General features: G+C 74.7%; 15 protein-coding genes and 1 pseudogene. 9 read left to right on the top strand and 7 right to left on the bottom strand.

Annotation, left to right across the window (positions count from 1 at the left end):
• The first annotated feature begins 27 nt into the window (after window positions 1–27).
• The 3 genes from ACWGJM_RS22550 to ACWGJM_RS22540 all read left to right on the top strand — a co-directional run bounded on the left by ACWGJM_RS22550 (window position 28) and on the right by ACWGJM_RS22540 (window position 8,226).
• A complete protein-coding gene (locus ACWGJM_RS22550) occupies window positions 28–5,391 on the top strand; it encodes an amino acid adenylation domain-containing protein (protein WP_453413466.1) in 5,364 nt (1,787 codons plus the stop codon).
• A 185-nt stretch (window positions 5,392–5,576) separates the two neighbouring features.
• Window positions 5,577–6,836 (top strand): ATP-grasp domain-containing protein, encoded by a 1,260-nt coding sequence (locus ACWGJM_RS22545; protein ID WP_453413465.1) that lies wholly within the window; start codon window positions 5,577–5,579, stop codon window positions 6,834–6,836.
• A gap of 79 nt (window positions 6,837–6,915) precedes the next feature.
• The gene (locus ACWGJM_RS22540) at window positions 6,916–8,226 is read left to right on the top strand and encodes an MFS transporter (protein ID WP_453413464.1); all 1,311 of its coding nucleotides are present in this window, start codon (window positions 6,916–6,918) and stop codon (window positions 8,224–8,226) included.
• A gap of 323 nt (window positions 8,227–8,549) precedes the next feature.
• Here the strand turns inward: ACWGJM_RS22540 and ACWGJM_RS22535 are convergent, their stop codons facing one another.
• Together ACWGJM_RS22535 and ACWGJM_RS22530 are read right to left on the bottom strand one after the other, a co-directional pair.
• Window positions 8,550–9,032, bottom strand: coding sequence for a hypothetical protein (locus tag ACWGJM_RS22535; RefSeq protein WP_453413463.1), 483 nt, complete (start codon window positions 9,030–9,032; stop codon window positions 8,550–8,552).
• Between the two features lie 122 nt (window positions 9,033–9,154).
• A complete protein-coding gene (locus tag ACWGJM_RS22530; protein WP_453413462.1) occupies window positions 9,155–10,441 on the bottom strand; it encodes a helix-turn-helix domain-containing protein in 1,287 nt (428 codons plus the stop codon).
• A 391-nt stretch (window positions 10,442–10,832) separates the two neighbouring features.
• Between ACWGJM_RS22530 and ACWGJM_RS22525 the strand changes: the two genes are divergently transcribed.
• A complete protein-coding gene (locus tag ACWGJM_RS22525; protein ID WP_453413461.1) occupies window positions 10,833–11,021 on the top strand; it encodes a hypothetical protein in 189 nt (62 codons plus the stop codon).
• Between the two features lie 15 nt (window positions 11,022–11,036).
• On the opposite strand, the gene ACWGJM_RS22520 is transcribed toward ACWGJM_RS22525, so the two are convergent.
• The 4 genes from ACWGJM_RS22520 to ACWGJM_RS22505 form a co-directional block, all read right to left on the bottom strand.
• Window positions 11,037–13,355 carry a condensation domain-containing protein gene (locus ACWGJM_RS22520; protein WP_453413460.1) on the bottom strand — a complete coding sequence of 773 codons (2,319 nt, stop codon included), beginning with the start codon at window positions 13,353–13,355 and terminating at the stop codon, window positions 11,037–11,039.
• 53 nt (window positions 13,356–13,408) lie between these two features.
• Window positions 13,409–14,113 (bottom strand): response regulator transcription factor, encoded by a 705-nt coding sequence (locus tag ACWGJM_RS22515; protein WP_453413459.1) that lies wholly within the window; start codon window positions 14,111–14,113, stop codon window positions 13,409–13,411.
• Between the two features lie 120 nt (window positions 14,114–14,233).
• Window positions 14,234–14,773, bottom strand: a complete 540-nt coding sequence (locus ACWGJM_RS22510; RefSeq protein ID WP_453413458.1) for an acyltransferase domain-containing protein — start codon at window positions 14,771–14,773, stop codon at window positions 14,234–14,236.
• Window positions 14,774–15,091: 318 nt separating this feature from the next.
• On the bottom strand, window positions 15,092–15,451 hold the full coding sequence (locus tag ACWGJM_RS22505; RefSeq protein WP_453413457.1) for a hypothetical protein: 360 nt from the start codon (window positions 15,449–15,451) through the stop codon (window positions 15,092–15,094).
• A 456-nt stretch (window positions 15,452–15,907) separates the two neighbouring features.
• Between ACWGJM_RS22505 and ACWGJM_RS22500 the strand changes: the two genes are divergently transcribed.
• The 4 genes and pseudogenes from ACWGJM_RS22500 to ACWGJM_RS22485 all read left to right on the top strand — a co-directional run bounded on the left by ACWGJM_RS22500 (window position 15,908) and on the right by ACWGJM_RS22485 (window position 19,636).
• Window positions 15,908–16,183, top strand: a complete 276-nt coding sequence (locus tag ACWGJM_RS22500) for a PqqD family protein (protein WP_453413456.1) — start codon at window positions 15,908–15,910, stop codon at window positions 16,181–16,183.
• 96 nt (window positions 16,184–16,279) lie between these two features.
• Window positions 16,280–16,726: pseudogene (locus ACWGJM_RS22495) on the top strand (BREX system ATP-binding domain-containing protein); the annotation flags it as partial.
• Between the two features lie 54 nt (window positions 16,727–16,780).
• Entirely contained in the window at window positions 16,781–19,240 is a 2,460-nt protein-coding gene (locus ACWGJM_RS22490; RefSeq protein ID WP_453413528.1) for a LuxR C-terminal-related transcriptional regulator, read from the top strand.
• A 147-nt stretch (window positions 19,241–19,387) separates the two neighbouring features.
• On the top strand, window positions 19,388–19,636 hold the full coding sequence (locus ACWGJM_RS22485) for a phosphopantetheine-binding protein (protein ID WP_453413455.1): 249 nt from the start codon (window positions 19,388–19,390) through the stop codon (window positions 19,634–19,636).
• A gap of 122 nt (window positions 19,637–19,758) precedes the next feature.
• Here the strand turns inward: ACWGJM_RS22485 and ACWGJM_RS22480 are convergent, their stop codons facing one another.
• Window positions 19,759–20,580: an AfsR/SARP family transcriptional regulator gene (locus tag ACWGJM_RS22480; protein ID WP_453413454.1), complete on the bottom strand. Its 822-nt coding sequence runs from the start codon at window positions 20,578–20,580 to the stop codon at window positions 19,759–19,761.
• Window positions 20,581–20,862: 282 nt separating this feature from the next.
• Here ACWGJM_RS22480 and ACWGJM_RS22475 point away from each other — a divergent pair, with 282 nt between their 5' ends.
• Window positions 20,863–21,657: a thioesterase II family protein gene (locus tag ACWGJM_RS22475; protein ID WP_453413453.1), complete on the top strand. Its 795-nt coding sequence runs from the start codon at window positions 20,863–20,865 to the stop codon at window positions 21,655–21,657.
• Window positions 21,658–21,752: the final 95 nt, after the last annotated feature.

The following is a 21,752-nucleotide window of genomic DNA, read 5'->3' as shown; positions in this document are numbered from 1 at the left end:
GAAGGCTGTCGTAAGGAGCGAGTGCTGATGTCCATCTCCGGCCTCATCGAGCAGCAAGTCCACGCACGGCCCGACGCGACGGCGGTCGTCTACCCCGGATACGCCGGATACGCCGGACAGGCCGTACACGCCGGATGCGCCGACGGCGACGACGTGTCCCTCACCTACCGGGAGCTGAGCCGCGCCGCGAACCGTCTCGCCGGCCATCTGCGGGCCCACGGCGTGGGACGCGGCGACCGGGTGGTGACCTCGCTCAGGCCGGGCCCGGACATGGTGACCGCCTTCCTCGGGATCGTGCGGGCCGGCGCGGCCTACGTCCCGGTCGACCCGGCCGACCCGGCCGAGCACCGCCGGCTGATCGTCCGCGACAGCGCGGCCCGCGCCGTACTGACCGAGGGCGCCGACGCGGCGGAGTACACGGGGCTGGGCGCGACCGTGGTCGCCGTCGACACCGAGGCCGCCGAGATCGCCGCCCGCTCCGACGCGCTGCCCGAGGAGACGACCGGCCCGGACGACGCCGTCTACGTCTGCTACACCTCCGGGACCACCGGCACACCCAAGGGCGTCGTCGTACCCCACCGGGCCGTGCTGGACTTCGTACAGTCGCACGACTACCTGCGGCTGGGCCCCGACGACGTGGTCGCCCAGGCCGCCACCCCCGCCTTCGACGCCATCACCTTCGAGGTGTGGACGACGCTCACCGCCGGCGCCCGCCTGGTCGGCCTGGCCAAGGACACGGTCGTCGACCCGGGCCGCTTCGAGAAGGCGGTCCGCGAGCACGGCATCTCGGTGATCTTCCTGACGACCGCGCTGTTCAACCTGATCGCCCGCGAGCGGCCGGCCGCCTTCGCCCCGCTGCGGACCGTGCTGTTCGGCGGCGAGGCCTGCGATCCGCGCCGGGTGCGCGAGGTGTTCGCGGCCGGGGCGCCCGAACGGCTGCTGCACGTGTACGGGCCGACGGAGGCGACCACGTTCGCCACCTGGCACGAGGTCGCCGAGCCCGCCGAGGGCGACCGCACGATCCCCATCGGCCGTCCGATCGGCGCCACCACCGCCGTCGTCACCGGCCCCGACGGCACCCCCGTCGCCCCCGGCGGCACCGGCGAACTGCTGCTCGGCGGGCCAGGACTCGCCACCGGCTACCTGGACCGGCCCGAACTGACCGCGCGGCGCTTCGTCGAGGACCGGTTCACCGGCGGCGGCGGCCCGATCTACCGCACCGGCGACCTGGTGCTGCTGCGCGCGGACGGCGCGCTGGAGTTCATGGGCCGGGTCGACGACCAGGTCAAACTGCGCGGCTTCCGCATCGAGCTGGGCGAGATCGAGTCGGTGCTGACCGCCCACCCGGGCGTGTCCGCCGCCGCGGTGTCCCTGCACGAGACGGAGGACGGCGACAAGCGGCTCGTGGCCCATGTGGTGCCCGCCGCTCCGGCCGCCGGCGCCGCCGACCAGGACGCGCAGATCACCGAGTGGAAGGAGATCTACGAGGCGCTCTACGCCAACGCCGCCGACGCCGCCGACGCCGCCGACGCCGCCGACGCGGCCGACCTGGGCACCGACTTCGCCGGCTGGAACAGCAGTTACGACGCCCTGCCGATCCCCCGCGAACACATGCGGGAGTGGCAGGAGGCCACCCTGGAGCGGATCCGCGAGCTGCCGAGGCGCCGCGTCCTGGAGATCGGCGTGGGCACCGGCCTGCTGATGGGCCACCTGGCCCGCGAGGAGGAGGTCCAGGAGTACTGGGCGACCGACTTCTCCGCCTCCGTCGTCGCCGCGCTCTCCGCCCGGACCGGGGCCGACTCCGTCCTGCGTGACAAGGTCCGCCTCAGCTGCCAGGGCGCCGACGACACCACCGGGCTGCCCCGGGGCCACTTCGACGCGATCGTCGTCAACTCGGTGATCCAGTACTTCCCCGGCCTCACCTACCTGCGCACCGTGATCGAACGGGCGCTGCCGCTGCTCGCCCCGGGCGGCTCACTGCTCCTGGGCGACCTGCGCAACCTCGACCTGGCCCGCTGCTTCCAGACCGGCATCGAACTGGCCCAGCCGGGCGCGGCGGACAAGAGCCGCGACGCGCTGCGCCGCTCGATCGACCAGCGCGTGGCCATGGAGACCGAACTCCTGCTCTCCCCAGCCCTGTTCGCCGCCCTCGCCCGCGAACTGCCCGCGGTGCGCGCGGTGGACGTACGCGCCAAGCGGGGCGCCCACCACAACGAGCTGACCCGCTACCGCTACGAGGCCGTCCTGTCCACCGGCGAGCCGGTGGCCGACCTGACCGGCGCGCCCACCGCCCGCTGGGGCCACGACATCTCCTCCGTCGCCGAGGCCGAGGACCACCTGCACGCCCACCACCCCGCCGCGCTGCGCCTGGCCGGCGTGCCCAACCGCCGCGTGCACGACGAGCACGCCGCGATGCAGGCCCTGGACAACCCGCTGGAGAGCATCGACCTGGCCGCCCAGGACATCGCCGCCCCCGACGCGGAGACCCTGTGCGCGGCCGGTGAGCGCCTCGGCTACCGGGCCCTGCCCACCTGGTCGGGCGAGGGCGCCGAACTCCTCGACATCGTCTTCATCGACCCGGACCTGGTCTCCGCGGGCCCCCTGACCGGCGTGTACGCGGCACCGGCCGCCCCCGTCGAGGCCTGCGCCAACACGCCGACCACGTTCGACCGCACCGTCGACCTGGAGGTCGTCCTGCGCGGCCACCTCCAGGAGCGGCTGCCCGACTACATGATCCCCTCGGCGCTGATGACCCTGGACGCGCTGCCGCTGAACGCCAACGGCAAGGTCGACCGCAAGGCGCTGCCCGCACCCGCCCGCACCGCCGACCTGCCCGGCACCGAACCGGGCACGCCCATCCAGGAGATCGTCCGCGACCTGTTCGCCGAGGCGGTGGGCCTGCCCCGGCGCGAGGTGCACGCCGACTCCGACTTCTTCCGCATCGGCGGTCACTCGCTGGCCGCGGCCCGGCTGCTGTCCCGGGCCCGCGAGACGCTGGGCGCCGACCCGGGCGGCCGCGCGCTGTACGAGGCGCCGACCCCGGCCGCGTTCGCCGCCCTCGTCGGCGACACACCCGCCGCCGCCACCGGGCCCGGCGAGGCCGGCGGGGACAGCGCGGTGCTGCCGCTGAGGCTGCGCGGCGCACTGGACCAGCGGGCCCTGGAGCTGGCCCTGGAGGACCTCGGCCGGCGCCACGAGGCGCTGCGCAACTCCCGGCTGGGCTCGGCCGGCACCCGGCTGCGCACCCTGTCCGCCGACGACCATCTGCTCGACCTGGCGCTGCCCGCCACCTCCGTCGACCTGTGGTCGCACCTGCCGCTGGCAGCCGAACTCGCCCAGGCCTACGGGGCCCGGGCCACCGGCGGCACCCCGCGCCGCGCCCCGGCCGGGCTGGAGGCGGCGCCCCGTGCGATCTTCGGCGACCTGCCGCCCACCGAGCTGCCGGGCGGTGCCCCGCGGACCGGCGACGCCAGTTACGGCACCCTCGAGGTGGAGCTGGGCGACGAACTGCACGAGCGGCTCACCCGGTTCGCGGCCGGGCACGGCAGCACCCTGTTCATGGTGGTGCACACCGCGCTGGCGGCCCTGCTGGCCCGCCTCGGCGCGAGCGGCGAGGTCACGGTGGCCGCACCGGTCCCGGCCCGGGACAGCGCCGGGCTGCGCGGTGCGGTCGGCCCCTTCGCCCGGGTGCTGGCCCTGTCGGTGGACACCTCCGGCGACCCGGCGTTCGGCGAACTGCTCGCCCGGGTCCGGGAGGCGGACCTCGCCGCCTACCGGGACGGCGAGGCGGCCCTGGCGCTGCCGGGCGGCGGGATCGCGCTGACCGTGCTCCAGGAGGCCGTCGGACGGTTCGAGGCGGCCGGGCTCACCGTCGAGCCGGAGCAGCCCGAACTCCCGCTGCCCGCCGCCGACCTGGGCCTGACCCTGACCGAGCGGCAGACCGGGACGGGAGCGCCCGCGGGCATCACCCTCATGACCGCCTACCGGCACGAGACGGTCGGCGAGGCGGCCGCCGCCTCCCTCACCGGCCAGCTCACCGCCGTACTGGACGCCGCCCTGGACGACCCGGCGACCGCGCTGAGCCGGCTGCGGCTGCTGCCCGGCCCGGCCGCCGCCGAGAGCGGCGTGTGGGCGGGCGCCGACGTTCCGCTGCCCGCGCAGGACGTGGCCGCCCTGTTCGCCGCCCAGGTGGCCCGCACGCCCGAGGCGCCCGCGCTGGCCGGTCTGGACTACGCCCAGCTCGACGCCCGCTCCGACCTGCTGGCGCACGCCCTCCTCGAACACGAGGCGGGCCCGGGCACCTCGGTGCTCACCGCGCTGTCCTCGCCCACCGGGTTCGCGGTGGCCGCGCTCGCCGTCGCCAAGACCGGCGCCGGGCTGCTGCCGGTCGATCCGTCTCTGGACCTGGCGGAGTCGCTGCGGCCGGTGGTGATGCTGCTCGACGAGACGGCCGACCTGCTGCTGCCGGCCGTGCCGGGCGCGGCCCGGCTGGTCCGCGACCAGAGCGCCGACCTGCTGCCGTCGGCCGGGCACTGGCCGCTGACCGACGCCGACCGGACCCGGCCGGTCGAGGCGGACGACCCGGTGCTGCTGGTGCCCGGCGAGGACGGCACGGTGCTGATCGGCGCCGCGGCGGTCGCCGCGGCCACCCTGGCCGCACGGGCGGACGCCGCCTGGCTGGTGCACGGCTACCCGGACGGGGACGCCGCGCTCGGTCTGCTGGGCGCGCTGGTCTCCGGAGCCCGGGTGCACGTGCCGGACGGCTCCCTCGCCCAGGCGGTGCCGCACGAGGTGCTGGGCTGGCTGCGGCAGGAGGACGCCCGGGTGGTGCTGGGCGGCGCCGACGACGAGCTGTCCGCGCTGGTGGCGCTGGCCCGCTCCGAGGGCGCCGAGCTGACCGTGAGCGGCGGCTGGGCCGAGGGCCGGCTCGTCGTCGAGCAGGTCCCGGGCGGCCCCGCCCGGCCGGCCCCCGGCTACCGCGCCTACGTCCTCGACGCCCGGCTGCGGCCCGTCGCCCCCGGTGAGACCGGCTCCCTTTACATCGCGGGCGCGGGCGTGGCCCAGGGCTACGCCGCGTCGCCCGGGGCGACCGGCGAGCGCTTCCTGCCCGACCCGTTCGGCGGGCCCGACGGCACCACCGCCCGCATGTGGCGCACCGGCCGCGCCGCCCGCCTCGACGCCGACGGCCTCCGGGTGCTGGACCGCCCGGCGGACGACGACCCGTTCGCCGACGAGTTCGCCACCTTCGTGGTTCTCGCCGACGCCACCAACCACCACGCCCTGTGGCCCGCCGCGGCCCCCACCCCCGAGGGCTGGTACGAGGCCCACCCCGAGGACCTCTACGAACTCTGCCTGGACCACATCAACGAGCAGCTGAACGACCCGTTCTGACCAGCGGCCGCCGACGGCGAGAACGCCCCACAGGGGCCACCCGCACCCGACCACGAATCAGCACGGGTGGTGCGGGTGGGAACCCCAGACCCGGCCGAAGGCCGGGTGCCCCCCAACGCACCCGCACGGACCTCCGCACCCGCACGGACCCCCGCACCCGCCCCGGCCCTGACAGGAGTACGACCATGAGCGCCGTCCCCACCCCGCCCGTCCGCCCCGCCGTCCTGCTCGTCGAGAGCGGCCGGGCCACCTTCACCGACCACGTCCTGGCCCGCGACGACGTCGACGTCGTACTCCTGCGCTTCGACTCCGTACCGCTGAGCGAGGAGTACGTCGCCCGCACCGCGCACGTGCCGACGTTCACCCTGGACACCTCGGCGCCCCTTCAGGACGAGGCCGCCCGCTACCTGCGCTGGATGAAGGGGACCGAGGGCCTGCCCAGGCCGGCGCACTTCTGCAACCCCAACGAGGCGCTACAGGCCGCAGCCCAGCGCTTCGCCGCCCTGGTGGGCCTGCCGCACCTGAGCGAGGAACAGGTCGGCTGGGTCCGCAACAAGATGACGATGAAGGACCGGTACGCCGAACTCGCCATCCCGCACGCCGCATACCGGCCGGTGCACACCCTGTCGGACGTGTCCGGCTTCGGCGAGGAGCACGGCTGGCCGGTGGTCCTCAAGCCGGTCGACTCCGACTCCTGCGTCGGCACCTACCGCATCGACTCCCCGGACGGCCTGGCGGACGTTCCGCCGCTCGACCCCGGTCTGGAGTGGATGGTCGAGGAGTACGTCAGGGGACAGGAGTTCCAGCTGTGCGCGGTCGTCTCCCGCGGTGTGGTCCTGGACGCGTACCTGTCGAAGAACCCGGTGCCGATCCTGGAGGTCCTGGACGGAAAGATCAACGCCGACATCACCTACGCGCCCAGCGAGGACATCCCCGTCGACGCCCGCGAGCTGGCTCAGGGGCTCACCGACGGACTGCGCATCCCCTACGGCTACCTGCACGGCGGGTTCTTCCTCACCGACGACGGCGAGTTCGTGATGGGCGAGGTCGCGGCCCGGCTCAGCGGCTGCGAGGTGCCGATGAACCACGGCCTCGCCTTCGGGTTCGACTTCCTGCGCGTCATCCTCGACACCTACCTCGACCGGGTGCCGCTGCCCGAGTACACCCGTGACCGCGCCGTCGGCGACCTGCTGCTGCCGACCGCGCCCGGCCGTGTCGTCCACATCAGCTCCGAGGAGGAACTGATGCGGCTGCCCGGCGTGATCGGCGCCCACCTGACCGCGGCACCCGGCGACGTACTCGACCCACCGCGCGCCTCCCACGCCTCCATCGGCCACGTCCATGTCGAGGGCGCCACCGCCGACGAGGTCGAGCAACGGATGCGCACAGTGCTGCGGCACTTCGAGCTGAAGGTCGACGAGAGTCCCGAGGAGACCGCGTCATAACCCGCGTGCACTTCACGCTGCACGCGGCCGATACTGCGGGGATCACGCGGGACACGCGAGCAGGGGAGCGTACGGGGGCATGACCGACTCAGGGGCGGCGCACGGCGAGCAGGGCGGGACGGAGGGCTCCGGGGGAGGTCCCTGGGCGCCGCTGCGGCACCGGTCCTTCCGGCTGCTGGCGGGCGGGCGGCTGCTGGTGTACTTCGCCAACGCGATGGCGCCGGTCGCCCTGGCCTTCGCGGTGCTGGACGCCACCGGGTCCACCACGGACCTGGGTCTGGTGGTCGGCGCGCGCTCGCTGGCCAACGTGGCGCTGCTGCTGGTCGGCGGGGTGGTCGCCGACCGGGTGCGGCGCACGCTGGTGCTCCAGGGCTCGGCGCTGGCGGCAGCCGCGGTGCAGGCCGCCATCGCCGCGAGCGTGCTCCTGGACGTGGCCTCGGTCCCGCTGCTGGTGCTGCTCAGCGCCCTCAACGGCGCGCTCGCCGCGCTGTCCCTGCCGGCCTCGGCGGCGCTCACCCCGCAGACGGTGCCGGCCGACCTGATCCGCCCCGCCAACGCGGTGCTGCGGATGGGCATCAACCTCGGTGCCATCGCGGGCTCGTCACTGGCCGGTGTGGTCGCGGCCGTGTTCGGCCCCGGGTGGGGGCTGGCCGGCAACGCGGTGGCGTTCTGCGGCGCGGCCCTGTGCTTCTTCGGCGTGACGACGGCCCCGGCGGACGGCGGGAAGCCCACCGAACGGGCCCGTCCTCTGCATGAACTGCGGGAGGGCTGGCGGGAGTTCACCTCCCGCGGCTGGGTGTGGATCGTCGTCCTCCAGTTCATGGTGGTCAACGCGGTGATCGCGGGCGGTGTGCAGGTACTCGGCCCGGTCGTCGCCGACGACACCTTCGGCCGGGGCCTGTGGGGCGCGGTGCTGGCCGCCCAGATGACGGGCGCGGTGGCCGGCGGAGTCGTCGCAGCCCGCTCCCGCGTCCGGCACGCGCTGCTGCTCGGCGTGGCGCTGGTGGTGCTGGAGTCCGTACCCCTGGTGGTGCTCGCCGGGGCCCCGAACGCCCTGCTCCTGGGCGTCGCCATGTTCGTCAACGGCGCCGCGCTGGAACAGTTCGGCGTGGCCTGGGACGTCTCCCTCCAGGAGAACATCCCCGAGGACCGCCTGGCCCGCGTCTACGCCTACGACGCCCTGGGCTCGTTCGTCGCCCTCCCCCTGGGCGAAATGGCCGCGGGCCCCGTCGCCGCCCGCCTGGGCGTGCACACCACCCTGCTGGCCGGCGCGGCCCTGGTCCTGGCGGCGACGGCGGCAGCCCTGTGCAGCCGCCAGATCCGCGACCTGACCACGGGGCAGCCGTCCCCTGTCCCCGGTCCCCCCGTGACGGAGCCGGTACCGCGGTGAACAGCCCTGGTCCGGCCGGCTCTCCCCCGCCCGCCGGCCGCCGGCCGCCGGGCCCCACAACGCACACCGCGTCGGGGCTCACACGTGACCGGGCCCGCAAGTCCTCCCGCCGACGAAGGCCCGCCGAATCACACGCGCCGCGCGCACCCCCGGCTGTCCCCGGCCACGCCACCCCGCCGACCGGCGCAGCCCTGGTCACCGTCGCGGCCGCGGCGGCATGCCGACACCCGTCCGCCCCATGAAAAGCCCCGTCACAGCCACCACGCGCGCCAATTCACAGGTGACCGGCCCCGAGCACTCTCCGGCCGGGCCCCCGGCAGGGTTCACGCGCTGTGTGCGAACCGGGCGTCGGTCTCGGCCAGGGTGGTGTCCGGGTCGGCGACCAGAATGGCCGGTTCGTCATCTGTGTGGTGGCGGGTGGAGACGGCGGGGCAGTGGCGGCAGGCGTCCACGCCCGCCTGGGCCCACCACTTGCAGTCGGCGCGGAGGTGGCACTGCGGGACGGGGCCGGAGCCCCCCGCCGGACTGGCGGCCACGACCCGTTCGATGAGGGTGCAGTCGTCGCCGCGGCGGTTGACGCATTCGGCGACGCAGTGCGAGGCGAACCGCAGTACCCGCCGCGGCTCGATGTCGGCCGGGATCTGGTCGAGGACCTCGGCGGCCGGCACCGGGTCGGCCAGGTAGGTCACCCGGCCGTCGACTCCGGCCCGTACGCCCAGCACCACGGACTCGGGTGCGTGCGCGGCACCGCTCGGGCACCACGCGGCCGGTGCGGTGCCGTCGTCCGGTACGGCGCCGCCGGTCACGGTCGCCGCCCCCTCAGCACGGGGGCATGCTGTCGACGGTCGCGTTCAGCACGCTGCGGCCCACCGTCCGCGGCGACAGCCGGGTGCCCCCACCGCGAGGCCCGCCGCTGTCCGGGTGTGCTTCATACGCGCCCCTCCGTCTGCATGGGTGCCGGGCCCCCGAGCATGGACCCGGGCGCTCCAGACGGGGTGGAGGTTCGCTGGAGCTGCGACTGGGCCAGCGCCTCGGCGAGGATCCGCCAGACCTCCGCCGCGAGGTCGATGTTGGCGTCCGCCTGCGCCTGTTCCGCGAGGGCGCGCAGCCCCTGGACGCCGCCCTCGTCGCCGGACAGGATGCGCAGCTGGTGGCGCAGGATGTCCAGCCGGACCCGGTCGCGGTAGGTCATCCGCGGTTCCTCCAGGGCGAGTTCGCCGAGCAGGACCCGGGCGTCGTCGTACCGTGCGGTGAGGAAGGCGAGGTCGGCCTTGAGCGCGGTCAGTTCCTGCCGCAGACCCGGCGTGCTGACGAAGGCGAGGGCCGGCTCGGCGGCCGTGACGCACCGCTCGGCGGCCTCGGGGTCCGGCGGGAACTTCTGGAGGTGCAGCCGCCCGGCCGCGAGCCGGAGCCGCAGCCACAGCACCAGGTCCTCGTTGCTGCTGAACTTCTCCAGTGCCTCCTCGAGGCAGGCCTGCGCGGCCGCGTTGTCGCCCTGCCGCAGCAGCACGGCGGCCGCGGTCCACATCGCCTCCGCCCACAGCGCGTCCGACCGCCCCTTGACCAGCACGGTCAGCTCGTCGGCGTGCGCCCGGGCGTCCGGCATCCGGCCGGCCTCGGCCTCCACCGACACCAGCGCGAGCAGCACGGCGGAGCGGTCCTCCACGCCGAGCTCGGAGTCCCGGGCGAGGTGGTGGGCGGTGATGGCGGCGTCGAGGGCCGCGGGGATCTCACCCAGGGACCGCAGACAGCGGGCGAGCCGGGTCAGCCCGCGCACCCTCAGCTCGGTCAGCCCGACCTCGTCGCCGAGCCGGACCAGTTCCTCCAGGTACTCCCGCTCACCGACGTGGTCGCCCTGCACGCGCCGCTGCCGGGCCAGCTGCCACAGCGCCTGCCAGCGCAGCACGGGCGCCTCGTGCGCCTCGGCCGCCAGCGCCTCGCGCAGCGTTTCGAGGGCGTCGTCGGATCCGGTGGAGGCGACCAGCGACAGCGCGTGGGCGAGTGAACCGCCCGCGGGTTCCTCGAAGTCGGCCGGTTCCAGGCCGAGCCGTTCGGCGAGGTGGGCGACGGCGCGCTCGGTGGGCTGGCGGGCCCCGGACTCCAGACGGGAGAGGTATCCGGTGGACATGCCGTCACCGGCCAGCGCGGACTGAGACAGCCCCTTGGCCTGGCGCAGTTTCCTCAGTCGGCGGCCGAACGCGGGCTGTTGCAGCATGTGACCATTCCCCTGGGACGCGCGGACGGATGGGCCACGGGGCAGGTCGGGCGGGCCTCCGTCAGCCGCGACAACCGTAGGGCGGTGGGCAACACCCGGGCAATGTTTTGCCAGGCGCCGTGCCTTGAGTCTCGTGCGGATCTCACGAGATCTTCATGCGTTCCTCAAGCGAGTCTCGAACGGATCCGGGCAGCATCTCAAGTGTCAAGTCGGCGGCGCCCGACGCTGTCCCGTCGCGTTCACGGGAGCTGTCTCCGTCACATTCACGGGAGTCGTTCATGAAGCACTCGCTTCCTGCACGCCGCGCAGCCCGCGAGGGTCGCTCCGGCCGACCGGGAACGAGGCGACGAGCACCGTCCGACGACGACATCGGCTGGCCCAAGAGGCGATCATGACACATACCCCGATCAAGCACCCCGTCACCGACCCCCTCACCGGGGCGGAGGCCCGCCTGCTGGCCGGCCTCGCCTCGGCGACCTCCCTGGCGGGCGTCGCGGCCGCCGCCTGGACCGCGGTACGGGCCTTCGCCCGCCACAACCAGGACCGGGCGGCGAACACACCGGCCACGAAGGCGAGTTGACTGACCGGTTCGGCGTCAGGCACACGCCGCCCGCAGCGCATGGGCCAGGTGCCGGGCACCGTCCGGGTCGTCCGGGCCGCCGCCGATCACGACGAGCGGTGGGGGTACGTCGTGCGCGGCGACCCGGCGGGCCAGCTCGCAGGCGAGGGCCCCGGCACCGGAGTAGCCGCCGAGGACGAGCCGGGTGCCGGAACGGGCCAGGGCACCGAGGGCCGCGGCGGCCCGCGGGCCGCCCTCGGCGGCGGTGAGCCGCAGCGCGGTCAGCGCCTCCGGCCCCAGATAGTGCCGTACCAGTTCCCAGTGTCCGGTGCGCGGTGCCCCGGGTACGTCGACCAGGCACACGGTGGCCGCCGAGTCCACCGCCGCCGGGCGCAGCGGCACCAGCGGCGGCGCCGGCCGGCCCGCGCCGGAACCGGCGCCTTCGGGCACCCGGGGCACGACGGCGCCGGACAGCCACTCCAGCGCGTCCCCGACCGTGGTCGTCGCGCCCGCCCGGCGCGGCAGCAGGCGCAGCAGCCGCGCGGTCTGCGCCAGCAGTACGCGGGCGGCGCCGCCGTCGACGACGTCCCGGTCGTACGCGCAGGTAAGGGCCAGCCCGCGGCGGGCGTCATGACCGGCGCGGACCCCGACGGCGTACCCGGTCAGCGCCCCGGCGACCTCCTGTTCCTCGACCCGTAGGCCCTGCGCGGCGAGCGCGTCGCCGAACGCGACCTGCGGGCGCGGACCGCAGTCGAAGGCGAGCAGGCCACCGGCCCGGGGCCCGGGTGCGCCGCCCCCGCCGGAGTCCGCGCCCGCGACCCACTCGTACGCGGCCATGTCCACGGCCCGGTCGCGCAGTTCACGCAGCAGCCCCGGCACGGTGAGCGCCGGGTCGAGGACGACGGACATCGGCAGCGCGTTCTCGAACGGCCCCGGTGTGCCCTCGATGCCCTCCAAGAGGAGCCCCCGGCCCGGAAAGCCCAGCCCGAAGCCGACGGCGGCGGCGCCGGGTGCCGCACCGGACGCCCGGTACAGCAGCATCGCCCACACCGCCTGGAGCACGCTGCTCTCCGCGACGCCCCAGTGGGCCGCCCAGCGGGCCAGCAGCGCGGTCTCGGCCGGGGACAGCGCGGTGCGGTACAGACCGGTGCCGCCGCTGCCCAACGGGGCGGGCGGCCCGGCACCGGGCGCCGGCCGGGTGCCCCGCCCCCAGAAGTCGCGGGCCGGTCCGAGATCGCGTCCAGCCAGCCACCGGGCACAGTCCCCGAGGTCGGGCCGGCGCTCACCGCCGGGCAGCATCCCGCCCGCGAGATAGGCGCGGCAGCACTCCCGCATCAGCAGCCGGACGCTCCAGCTGTCCAGCAGCGCACGGTGGTAGGTGATCAGTACGTCGGTACAGACCCCCGCGCCACCACCGGGCCCCCCGCCACCACCCGCTCCCACGCCACCATCCGGCCCCACGCCACCATCCGGCCCCGCGCCACCATCCGGCCCCACGCCACCACCTGGCCCCGCGCCGGCCGCCCCCTCGCGCCACCCGTCCACCGACCGCTCGAACCATCCGCCCGCCGGCCCCGGCCCCGCTGTACGCCCCTGCCCGGCCCATTCGGCCGGCCCGTCGACCACACCCGCCGCGCCACCGCCCGCATCACCCCGCCCCCGTACCGGCCCCTCCAACAGAGCCACCCGCAGCAGTCCGGGGCGTCGCAGGTCGAAGGGGCGGGCGCGTTCGCGGGCGCGCAGGGCGGCACGGCCGGCGGTGCTACCGCAGTCGTGGCGGGCCACGTCCGGGAATCCGTGGTCGAAGACGACGGCACGCGGGCGCGGGTCCCAGACGAACGCGGTGCGCAGCACGCTCTCGCGGTCGGCGACGGCCTGCCAGGCCGCCGTGAAGCGGGTCGTGTCCAACGGCCCGTACCAGCGCCAGACGAGTTGCTCGACGTGGTGGTCCGGGCGGGCCAGGGCGTCGGCGAGCCGTACCTGCTGCAAGGGGGTGACCGGCTGGGTGCGAGGCAGTGTCCCGCAGGGCCGCGCACCCGCTCCGCCGGCCGGCCCGGGCCCGGGCCGGCCGCCCGCCACCGGGTCCGGCCGGGCGGTGAGCAGGTCGGTGAGCAGACCGACCGGGTACGGCGCCGATCCGGCCTCGTCGGCGGGGAGTTCGACAGTGTGCCGGCCCGGGCCGTGCCGCAGCAGCCGGGGCGGGGCGAGGCGCCGGCCGGGGTGGCTCTCGGCGATGCGGTGCAGGGCGCGGTGGAACACGGCGACGTCCAGCGGGCCGTGCAGTTCCAGGGCGTACCGTTCACCCCGCTCCGGATCGAGCACCGCGCACACGCCGGTGAACCGGTCGCCCCTCATCCCCTCCCCCTCCCCCCTCGCGGACCGGATGACCGCCGCCGCACCGCCGCCGCTCAGCGGGGCGGCCGCCGTACGCCGGTCTCGAAGGCATAGATGGCCGCGTGCACACGACTGGGCAGGCACAGCTTGTGCAGCATGTTCTGCACATGCGTCTTGACGGTGTGCGGGGAGAGGGTGAGCGACTCGGCGATCTCCCCGTTGGACAGGCCGCAGGCCAGCAGTTCCAGCACCTCGCGCTCGCGGCCGGTGAGTTCGTCGGGGCCGACGCCGGAGACGCGGGGCGCGGGCCGGGTCCGCTCGGCCGTCGCGGGGGCGAAGGCGTACCCGGCCGCCGCGAGGACGACGGCGGAGGCGAGCTGCCCCGCGGTCGCCGTACCGGGCAACTGACCGTGGACGCCCGCGGGGACATCGGCCGGCTCCGCTCCGCCGAGCACGATCACCTTCACCTCGTCGGCCGCCCGCTCGGCCCAGAACGCCCGCTGTTCGCCGGTCAGCGGCCCGTGGACGACGAGGACGTGCGGGGCCTGCGCGCGCAGGGCGGCGGCGACGAGCGGGCCGGGCGCGCTCTCGCCGGTGACCCGGATGCCCGGCCGGCCGGTCAGCAGCGTCCTGATGCCGACGCGGGCCAGCGGGTCGGCGCCGACCACATGGACACGCACCTGACGCCCCCGGTCGGCGGCCTGCCAGGGCTCGCTCTCCTGCTCCTGCGGCCCGGCCACCGGCGGCAGTACGTGCAGGGCGGCATGCCGTTCCTTCATGGCGGCCTCCTCACACTCGCCTCCGCCACCGTAGTGCGGCCGCGCCGGCACCCACCGCTTTCTCCAGCGGACCCCGAACCGTCCCCGACCTGCGCTCGTCCGGCCGGGGCGGGCCGGTGCTCACCCGCCGAGGACCATCTCGTCCCGGAAGCGCCGCAGTTGGTCCCAGTCGAGGGGGTCGCCGCTGAGCTGGAGGCCGGAGAGGGCGGCGAGGAGCGCGGGGACGTGGCCCACGGTCGCGGTGTCCTCGGGACGCGGCCCGCAGAGCAGGACCCGGTGGAATCCGGCGGCGCGCAGGGCCCGTTCGGCGTGGGCCCCGGCGTTCTCGCGCGGCCGGCGGTCCGCCACGACCCGCCGTACGGCCTCGTCGAGGCCGACCGTTCCCGCGACGTACGCCGCGGTGACGGCGCCGGTGCCGTCACCGGCGACCGCGCCGACCCGCACACCCCAGTCCCGCCACAGGCGGTACAGCGCCACCTGGTAGGCCAAGAGCGCGGCCCCGCCGAACCCGGCCCGGCGCAGCAGCCGGGCGTCGACCCCGCCCTCCGGGGCGAACACGACGGCGGCCAGCGGCAGCGGCAGCCGCCCGTCGACCACCCGGCACACCGCGTCGAACTCCCCGCGGAACACGGGGAACGTCCCGTACAGGGCCCGTGCCATGGCCGGGCACACCCCTCGTCCCGCCGCGAACAGCACGGCCGTGTCACCGCCGCCGTCGACCACAACGGGCGCACCGGAGACGGCGGTTAGCCCCGCTCCCCCATTACGGCGTAATAGGCCCGCCCTATTACGCCGTAATAGCCCCGCCCGCCCGACGGCCACCGGCACGGTGCGGGCCATCCGGATCCGTCTGGACACTGTCGTCATGGGACGCCCTCCTCCCGTACGGCGGCCCGGGCCACGACCGTGTCGCGCGGCACCGGAGATCCGCAAGAGGCCGGCTCGAGAACCGGTGCGGCCGGGCCGGAGCGCACCGCCTCAGCGTACGGCCGCCCGGGACACCAGCACATCGTGGAAGTCCGCGACCCGGCCCGCCGCGTCGAAGCGCAGCTCGGCGAGGAGCGCCCAGACGGCGCGTCCGGCCCGCGCGGTCAGGCGCAGCGCGACACCGTCGCCGTCGGCGAGGACGCTCTCGCAGGTCAGCCGGAGCCCGTCGGGCAGCGACCGCTCCCCCGGGCCGGCGGCGCCCGCCCAGTGGCGGGTGAGGCGGTTCACCTCGCCCCGGTTGCCCGCCGCGACCAGCGCGAGGGCGAGTTCCTTGTTGCGCTCCTGGAGGCAGCGGGCGCTCAGCAGTTCGTGCAGCGCCCCGCTGAGGGGCTCGGTCAGCGTCGGCACCATGACGGACGTCCTTCCGGGTGGCTCGTCGTCCCGTGCATCTGTTCCGGAGAGGATGCTCGCGCCGAGTGGAGAAGTGTTGGAGAACGGGTGAAACTCGGTGGCCTCCGGGCGAATTCCCACCGGGCCTTCCAATGCCACCGCGAACACCCTTCCGACGGCATTCGGCCAATTCCCCCCGCATTTCGGGAAATGCATTCGGCCGAAACCGTTCGCCCACCCCCGGCGCTCGGGGGCGCAGTGGTGAAACGCGCAGCACACCCCTACGTCGCGGTCGCTCGCGCACCACCCTGTAGGGGGTCCGGAACAGTTGCCACCCGTGACCGCAAGCACCACGATGGATTCGGTGCTCTCGCCGCCCAAGGCGCCCCGGGCGGCATTTGTTTTTCCGGTGTACGCCGCCGCGTACGAAACCGTCGACCGTGAGAGCCGTGGGCCGCCGGCGGGATGGAGGTGCGTGTGCGTGTGCGACCGGTGCCCGGGCTGAGCGTCAGCGTCGACGTGCACGGGCGCCTCGACGTGGTGCCGGAGCCGGCGGCCCCGGGCCGCCAGGTGCGGTGCGGTCCCGTGGGCACGGCGATGTGGCTGGCGCTGCGCCAGCACGACGGTGACGTGGGCGCCGCCGCCCGCATGCTGGCGTCACTGTGGGGCACGGAGCCCGCCAACGCCCGTGCCGACCTGGACATCTGGGTCGACGAGCTGCGCGACGCCGGTCTGCTGCGCACCGAGCCCTGACCCGGCCCGGCCGCGATTCCGCCACGACTCGACCACCCCTATAGGGGATCTGCCCAGGCTGGTCCAGGTTAGGGGTGGACCAACCGGGACGGGGCGACTATGACGTTGGTCGGCAGGACTGCGGCGATAAGGACATTGACCGAATCCCTCGCGGACTGCACCGCGGGTCACTCCCGCACCCTGCTGGTGGAGGGACCCACGGGGTGCGGCAAGAGCGCGCTCGTCCATGTGCTGGTGGAGCGGGCGGCAGCCGCCGGTGCCGTGGTGCTGTGCGCGACGGGCTTCCCGGCCGAGCGCCGGGAGCCGTACGGGGTGCTGCGCCAGCTGGTGGGCAGCCACCGCGCACTGACGCTGCCGGACGGCGCGGCGGACAGCGCGCCGCGCATCGAGGACATGCAGGCCTTCTGCACCGAGCTGCGGGAGGTCAGCGAGGGCAGCCCGGTGGTGCTGTGCGTCGACGACGTGCACTACGCCGACGACGAGTCCCTGGCCTTCCTCCAGTACCTCGCGCGCTACGCCCGCCCGGCCCGCATCCTCCTGGTCGTGGCCGGCACGGTGCACCACGAGGCGGCCCACCCGGCGTTCGCGACCGAGCTGATGCGCCAGCCGACGTTCCGCCGCGTCCGTCTCGAACGGCTCACCCCGGTCGAGGTGGCCGCACTGGCCGGGACCTTGGACTGCCACGGCCACGCGCCCGCTCTCTACGAGTCCACCGGGGGCAACCCCCTTCTCCTGCGCGCGCTCCTGGAGGAACACACCACGACCGCGCACACCGCGTGCGGCCCGTGGGCGCCGGGCAAGGGCCGCACCCCCGCGAACACCTCGCCGGCCGCCGACGAGCACCGCGCGCTGCGGGACACCACCCCGGCCACCGACGACCACCGCCCCCTCCGGGACATGCCGGCCACCGACGACCACCGCCCCCTCCGGGACATGCCGACCGCAGACGAGCACCGCACACAGCGGGACACCCGCGCCATGGGCAGCCACCCCTCCCCCCAGGACACCATCGCGGGCGACCACCGCATTCCCCGCGACGCCTCCCCGGTCCACGAAGGCGCCCGCCGGACCCCGGTTCCCACCGCCCAGCCGATCCCCCCGGCCCCGCGCCCCGCGGATGCCCGTACCGCGCCCATGGCCGCCCCCGAGCCCGGTGGCCCCTTCGTCCAGGCCGTGTGTGCCTGTCTGCACCGGGCCGGCCCGATCGCCGTGCTGGTCGCACAGGCCGCCGCGCTGCTGGACGAGGCCGCCGCACCGGAGCGGATCGCGGAGCTGACCGGCGTGGCACCGGCCACCGTGCGGCAGGGCCTCGCGGGACTGGAGGCGGCGGGCCTGGTGGCCGGCACCCGCTTCCCGCACCCCGCGGTCCGCGACGCGGTTCTGAGCGGGCTCTCCCCCTCCGCCCTGACCGCCCTGCACCGCGACGCCGCCCTGCTGCTGCACCGGCACCGCCGCCCGGCGACCGAGGCGGCCGGCCATCTGCTGTCCGCCGCGGCCTGCTCCGGCGCGCCCTGGTCCGCCTCGGGCACGGAGACGGAGCTGCTGTGCGAGGCCGCCGAGAGCCGGCTCGCCGCCGACGACGGGCGTGAGGCACGGCGCCTCCTCGAGCTGGCCCACCGGGTGTGCGCGGACGACCGGCAGCGGGACGCCGTGGCGATCCGGCTCGCCCGGGTCACCTGGCGCTTCGACCCGTCCGCCGCCGAGCGGCTGATCGCCGGCCCGCTGGCCGCCCTGCACGACGGCCGCCTCGACGGCGAACCGGTCCAGCCGCTCGCCCAGTTGCTCCTGCTCCAGGGCCGGATCACGGACGCGGCGGAGTTACTGCGCGACGGAGACACGGAGGGCGAGGAGTCCGGCGCCTCCCCCCTGGACGTGGTGATCGACGCCGGTTCCGTGGCCGCCGAGCGCCTGCTGCGCTCCGCCACCCCGACCGAGGCGACGATGACGCCCGTCGTGCAGGCGCTGCGCTCGCTGGTGCTGTCCGACCATCCGGAGCGGGCGGTGCCGTGGAGCCGGGCCCTGCTGGAGGACGCGGAACGGCGCGACGCGCCGGGCTGGGCCGCGGCGTTCGCCACGCTGCACGCCCAGGCACTGCTGCGCATCGGCGACCTGGCCGAGGCCTGCGCCTACGCGACCAGAGCCCTTCAGGCGCTCCCCGAGCGGGGCAGCGGGGCGTTCCCGTACGCGGCGACCGCCGTGCTGATCCGTGCCCACAGCGCGATGGGTCACTACACGGAGGCCTCCCGGCTGTGCGACCGGCCGCTGCACCGCGGTCTGCTGGACAGCCTGCACGGCCTGGCCTTCCTGCACGCGCGGGGCCTGCACCACCTGACGGGCAACCAGCCGCAGGCCGCGCTCACCGACTTCCTGACGATCGGCCGGATCATGCAGGCGCAGGGCGTCGACCGGCCCGCCTGCCTGCCGTGGCGCAGCGACGCCGCTCAGGCCCTGCTGCGGTTGGGCAAGCCCCAGCAGGCGGAGCGTCTGGTGCTCCAGCAGCTGGCGCTGCCCGACGCCCGCCGCCCGTGGGTGCGGGGCGTCTCGCTGCACCAGCGGGCGCTGACCGCCGGCTCCGCCCGGCAGCGGATCTCGCTGCTGGAGCAGGCGGTCGACGAGCTGCACCGGTCGGGCGACCGGCTGGCCACCGCCCGCGCGATGGCGGATCTCGGCCGGACACGGCAGTCGGAGGCGGGCGCCCCGATGAAGGGGACGGCGACGATCCGGGCGGCGTGGAACCTGGCCAAGGAGTGCGGGGCCATGGCGCTGTGCAAGGAGATCCTGCCCGACGCCCCGCTCAGCGACGAGGCACCGGACCGCGCGGACCGGCCGGGCGTCGAGCGGCCGGAGTGCCGGCTGAGCAGCTCGGAGCAGCGGGTGGCGACGCTGGCCGCGCAGGGCCTGACCAACCGTGAGATCTCCGCGAAGCTCTACCTCACGGTCAGCACGGTCGAGCAGCACCTGACAAAGGTGTACCGCAAGTTGCAGATCAACGGCCGCGGGGATCTCCCGGTCGACCTGGCCCTGGGCGGCGGCTCACACCAGCCGGCCGAGCGCTAGGTCCTGACCGGCCCCGGTGATTAGGGGTGGGGAACGGGTTCCCCTGTCCGCGGGGCCGGTATTGGCTCGATTGCAAAACGACCGACCGCAAGACGACCGACCGCAAGACGACCGACAAGAACCGACACAGCAAGGGTGGGGTCACCAATGGCGTGGGACGAGAAGTTCGAGGAACTGCTGCGCGACTACCTGCCGTTCCTCGACGCGGAGGAGCCGCTCGAGGCCGAGACGGATCTGCGTGACTCGGGTCTGGACTCCCTGGGCGCGGTCGAGCTGCTGGGCTCGCTGGAGAGCGCCTACGACGTCCGTTTCGTGGACGAGGCGCTGTCCCTGGACACCTTCGCCACCCCGGCGGTGCTGTGGGAGACGGTCACCCGGCTTCAGACGGCCGGCTGACACGCGGGAGCACGACACGCCAAGGCCGCCGTCCCAGGACGGCGGCAACGGCGGCGAGTACGGCAACTACGGCGTATACCAGGGAGAAACCGGATGCCGCGGGCGGACCCGCGGCCCCTTTCTCATGCCGCGAACAGGTCGAAGGTCGAGCTGCGGCGCGGTCCCGCTAGCACGTCCAGCTGCGGGTCGACCGCCAGCATGGCCTGGTGCAGGCGCTGCAACTGCGGTGAGGGCTCGACGCCGAGTTCGTCGATGAGCCGCATGCGCAGTCTGCGGTAGACCTCCAGCGCGGTGGCCTGCCGGCCCGACCGGTACATCGCCACCATGACCTGCGAGTGCAGCCCCTCGTGATGCGGATGACGAGCCGTCAGTTCGGTCAGCTCGGCGATCAGTTCGGAGTGCCGCCCCAGGCGCAGATCGGCGTCGATGCGCCGTTCCACGGTGACCAGCCGGCTCTCCTGGAGCCGCATCACCTCGATGTCGAGGACGGGCCCCACCTTCACGTCGACCAGCGGCGCACCGGTCCACAGGTCGAGCGCCGCACGGAAACGGGCGGCGGACACGTCGTTGTCCCCCACCTCGAACGCGGACTGTCCCTCCCGCGCCAATTTCTCGTACAGGTGTACGTCTACACAGCCCTCGTCGATCTGCAACAGGTACCCGCCGTGCCGGGTGGCCAGCACGTCCTTGGCCCCCGCCGGGGAGCCGGGCCCCATCGCCGTACCCAGCCGCCTGCGCAGCTGGAGTATGTACGTCTGAAGGGTCGTTAGTGCGCTCGGCGGAGGTTCTGTGCCCCAGAGCTCCTCCATGAGCGTGGGGACGGGCATGACCCGCCCCGGATAGAGCGCCAGCAGCGACAGAATCTGCCGCGGCTTGCCGGCCGTCGGAACGATTGATCCCCCGTTGACCTCGGCACTCAACGGACCCAGAACCTGAATCTTCATGGTGGCCTCCGCACCTCGTCGAGTTCCTTGTCCAGTTCCTTTCGGTGGCCAGAATTCACCGCCGCCACGCACGCTAGCCGGGTCCGTGCCCCTCAAGCGATTTCCTGTAGTAGTCCTCTAGCGGCATTCCAAGTTCGGTGTTGCGCAACCCGTTTGATTCACTCAAGAACACTTGTACTGACACTGGAAGTGAACTCCGGGTTCCGGTCCGAATACTTGATCGACGGATAATCTTGCGATGCGCAGGCTCTTTCCCGGCATGCCGATGCGAACGGAGACCCGATGGCAGCGCCCGGTTCTGCACGACACGACCGGCCCGCGGCGGCCACCGGTGTGCGCCTGTACGTGTTCCCGCACGCGGGCGGCTCGGGGCTGATGTACCAGGACTGGCCGGCCCGGTTCCCGCCCGACTGGCGGGTGACCGCACAGGACGCGCCCGGCCACGGCACGCTGATGGGCGAGCCGCCTCTCAGCGACGGCGACGCGCTGGTGGACCACTACCTCGACCGGCTGGGCCCCGAACTGGACGGCTCCGACGCCCCGTTCGCGTTTTTCGGGCACAGCATGGGCGCCCTGGTCGCGTACGAACTCACCCGCCGCCTGGTGGCCGGCGACCGCCGGACGCCGGTGTGGCTGGGCCTTTCGGCGTGCGGTGCTCCCCGGCCCGACGAGCCGCCGGCCGGGCTGCCGGCGCGCGAGCTGTCCGACGAGGAACTGCGGCGGCAGGTGGCCCGGTTGGGCGGTACACCCCCCAAGGTGCTGGACCACCCCGGTCTGTGGCGGCACTTCGCGCCGGTCATCCGCGCCGATCTGCGGCTGGTGTCGTCATGGCGGCCGGCCCCCGCCGACACGCCCCTGCCGGTGCCGGTGTCCCTGTTCGGCGGCGCTCGGGACGCGGCCGTGGGCCTGGACGCCCTGCAACGGTGGGCGGAGCGCTGCGAGCGGCTGCTGGCGGTGCACGTCTTCCCCGGCGGCCACTTCTACTTCCACGACGATCCGGACGCCGTTGCCGACGCGGTGGTCCTGGGAGTCGCCACCGCCCTCAGGATGCCGTCCGCCCCGCTGGCCGGCCGCTGACCCCGCGAGTTCCCGGCAGCGAGGGACAGGAACTCCAGGCCCCCCGGGAAATACCGCGGCCGGTCCGTGAATTCCCTGCGAATAAACGGATAACA

This window comes from Streptomyces sp. NPDC054834, assembly GCF_053611185.1.
The sequence above is the reverse complement of the archived record's forward strand: the minus strand, read 5'-3'. Positions and strand labels throughout refer to the sequence as shown.

Bases quoted from the DNA above. Each gene is read 5' to 3' on its own strand.
- ACWGJM_RS22515 (WP_453413459.1), bottom strand. From the start codon at position 14,113: ATGAAGGAACGGCATGCCGCCCTGCACGTACTGCCGCCGGTGGCCGGG.
- ACWGJM_RS22505 (WP_453413457.1), bottom strand. From the start codon at position 15,451: ATGGTGCCGACGCTGACCGAGCCCCTCAGCGGGGCGCTGCACGAACTG.
- ACWGJM_RS22540 (WP_453413464.1), top strand. From the start codon at position 6,916: ATGACCGACTCAGGGGCGGCGCACGGCGAGCAGGGCGGGACGGAGGGC.
- ACWGJM_RS22520 (WP_453413460.1), bottom strand. From the start codon at position 13,355: ATGAGGGGCGACCGGTTCACCGGCGTGTGCGCGGTGCTCGATCCGGAG.
- ACWGJM_RS22475 (WP_453413453.1), top strand. From the start codon at position 20,863: ATGGCAGCGCCCGGTTCTGCACGACACGACCGGCCCGCGGCGGCCACC.
- ACWGJM_RS22550 (WP_453413466.1), top strand. From the start codon at position 28: ATGTCCATCTCCGGCCTCATCGAGCAGCAAGTCCACGCACGGCCCGAC.
- ACWGJM_RS22490 (WP_453413528.1), top strand. From the start codon at position 16,781: ATGCGCCAGCCGACGTTCCGCCGCGTCCGTCTCGAACGGCTCACCCCG.
- ACWGJM_RS22485 (WP_453413455.1), top strand. From the start codon at position 19,388: ATGGCGTGGGACGAGAAGTTCGAGGAACTGCTGCGCGACTACCTGCCG.
- ACWGJM_RS22480 (WP_453413454.1), bottom strand. From the start codon at position 20,580: ATGAAGATTCAGGTTCTGGGTCCGTTGAGTGCCGAGGTCAACGGGGGA.
- ACWGJM_RS22545 (WP_453413465.1), top strand. From the start codon at position 5,577: ATGAGCGCCGTCCCCACCCCGCCCGTCCGCCCCGCCGTCCTGCTCGTC.
- ACWGJM_RS22530 (WP_453413462.1), bottom strand. From the start codon at position 10,441: ATGCTGCAACAGCCCGCGTTCGGCCGCCGACTGAGGAAACTGCGCCAG.
- ACWGJM_RS22510 (WP_453413458.1), bottom strand. From the start codon at position 14,773: ATGGCACGGGCCCTGTACGGGACGTTCCCCGTGTTCCGCGGGGAGTTC.
- ACWGJM_RS22525 (WP_453413461.1), top strand. From the start codon at position 10,833: ATGACACATACCCCGATCAAGCACCCCGTCACCGACCCCCTCACCGGG.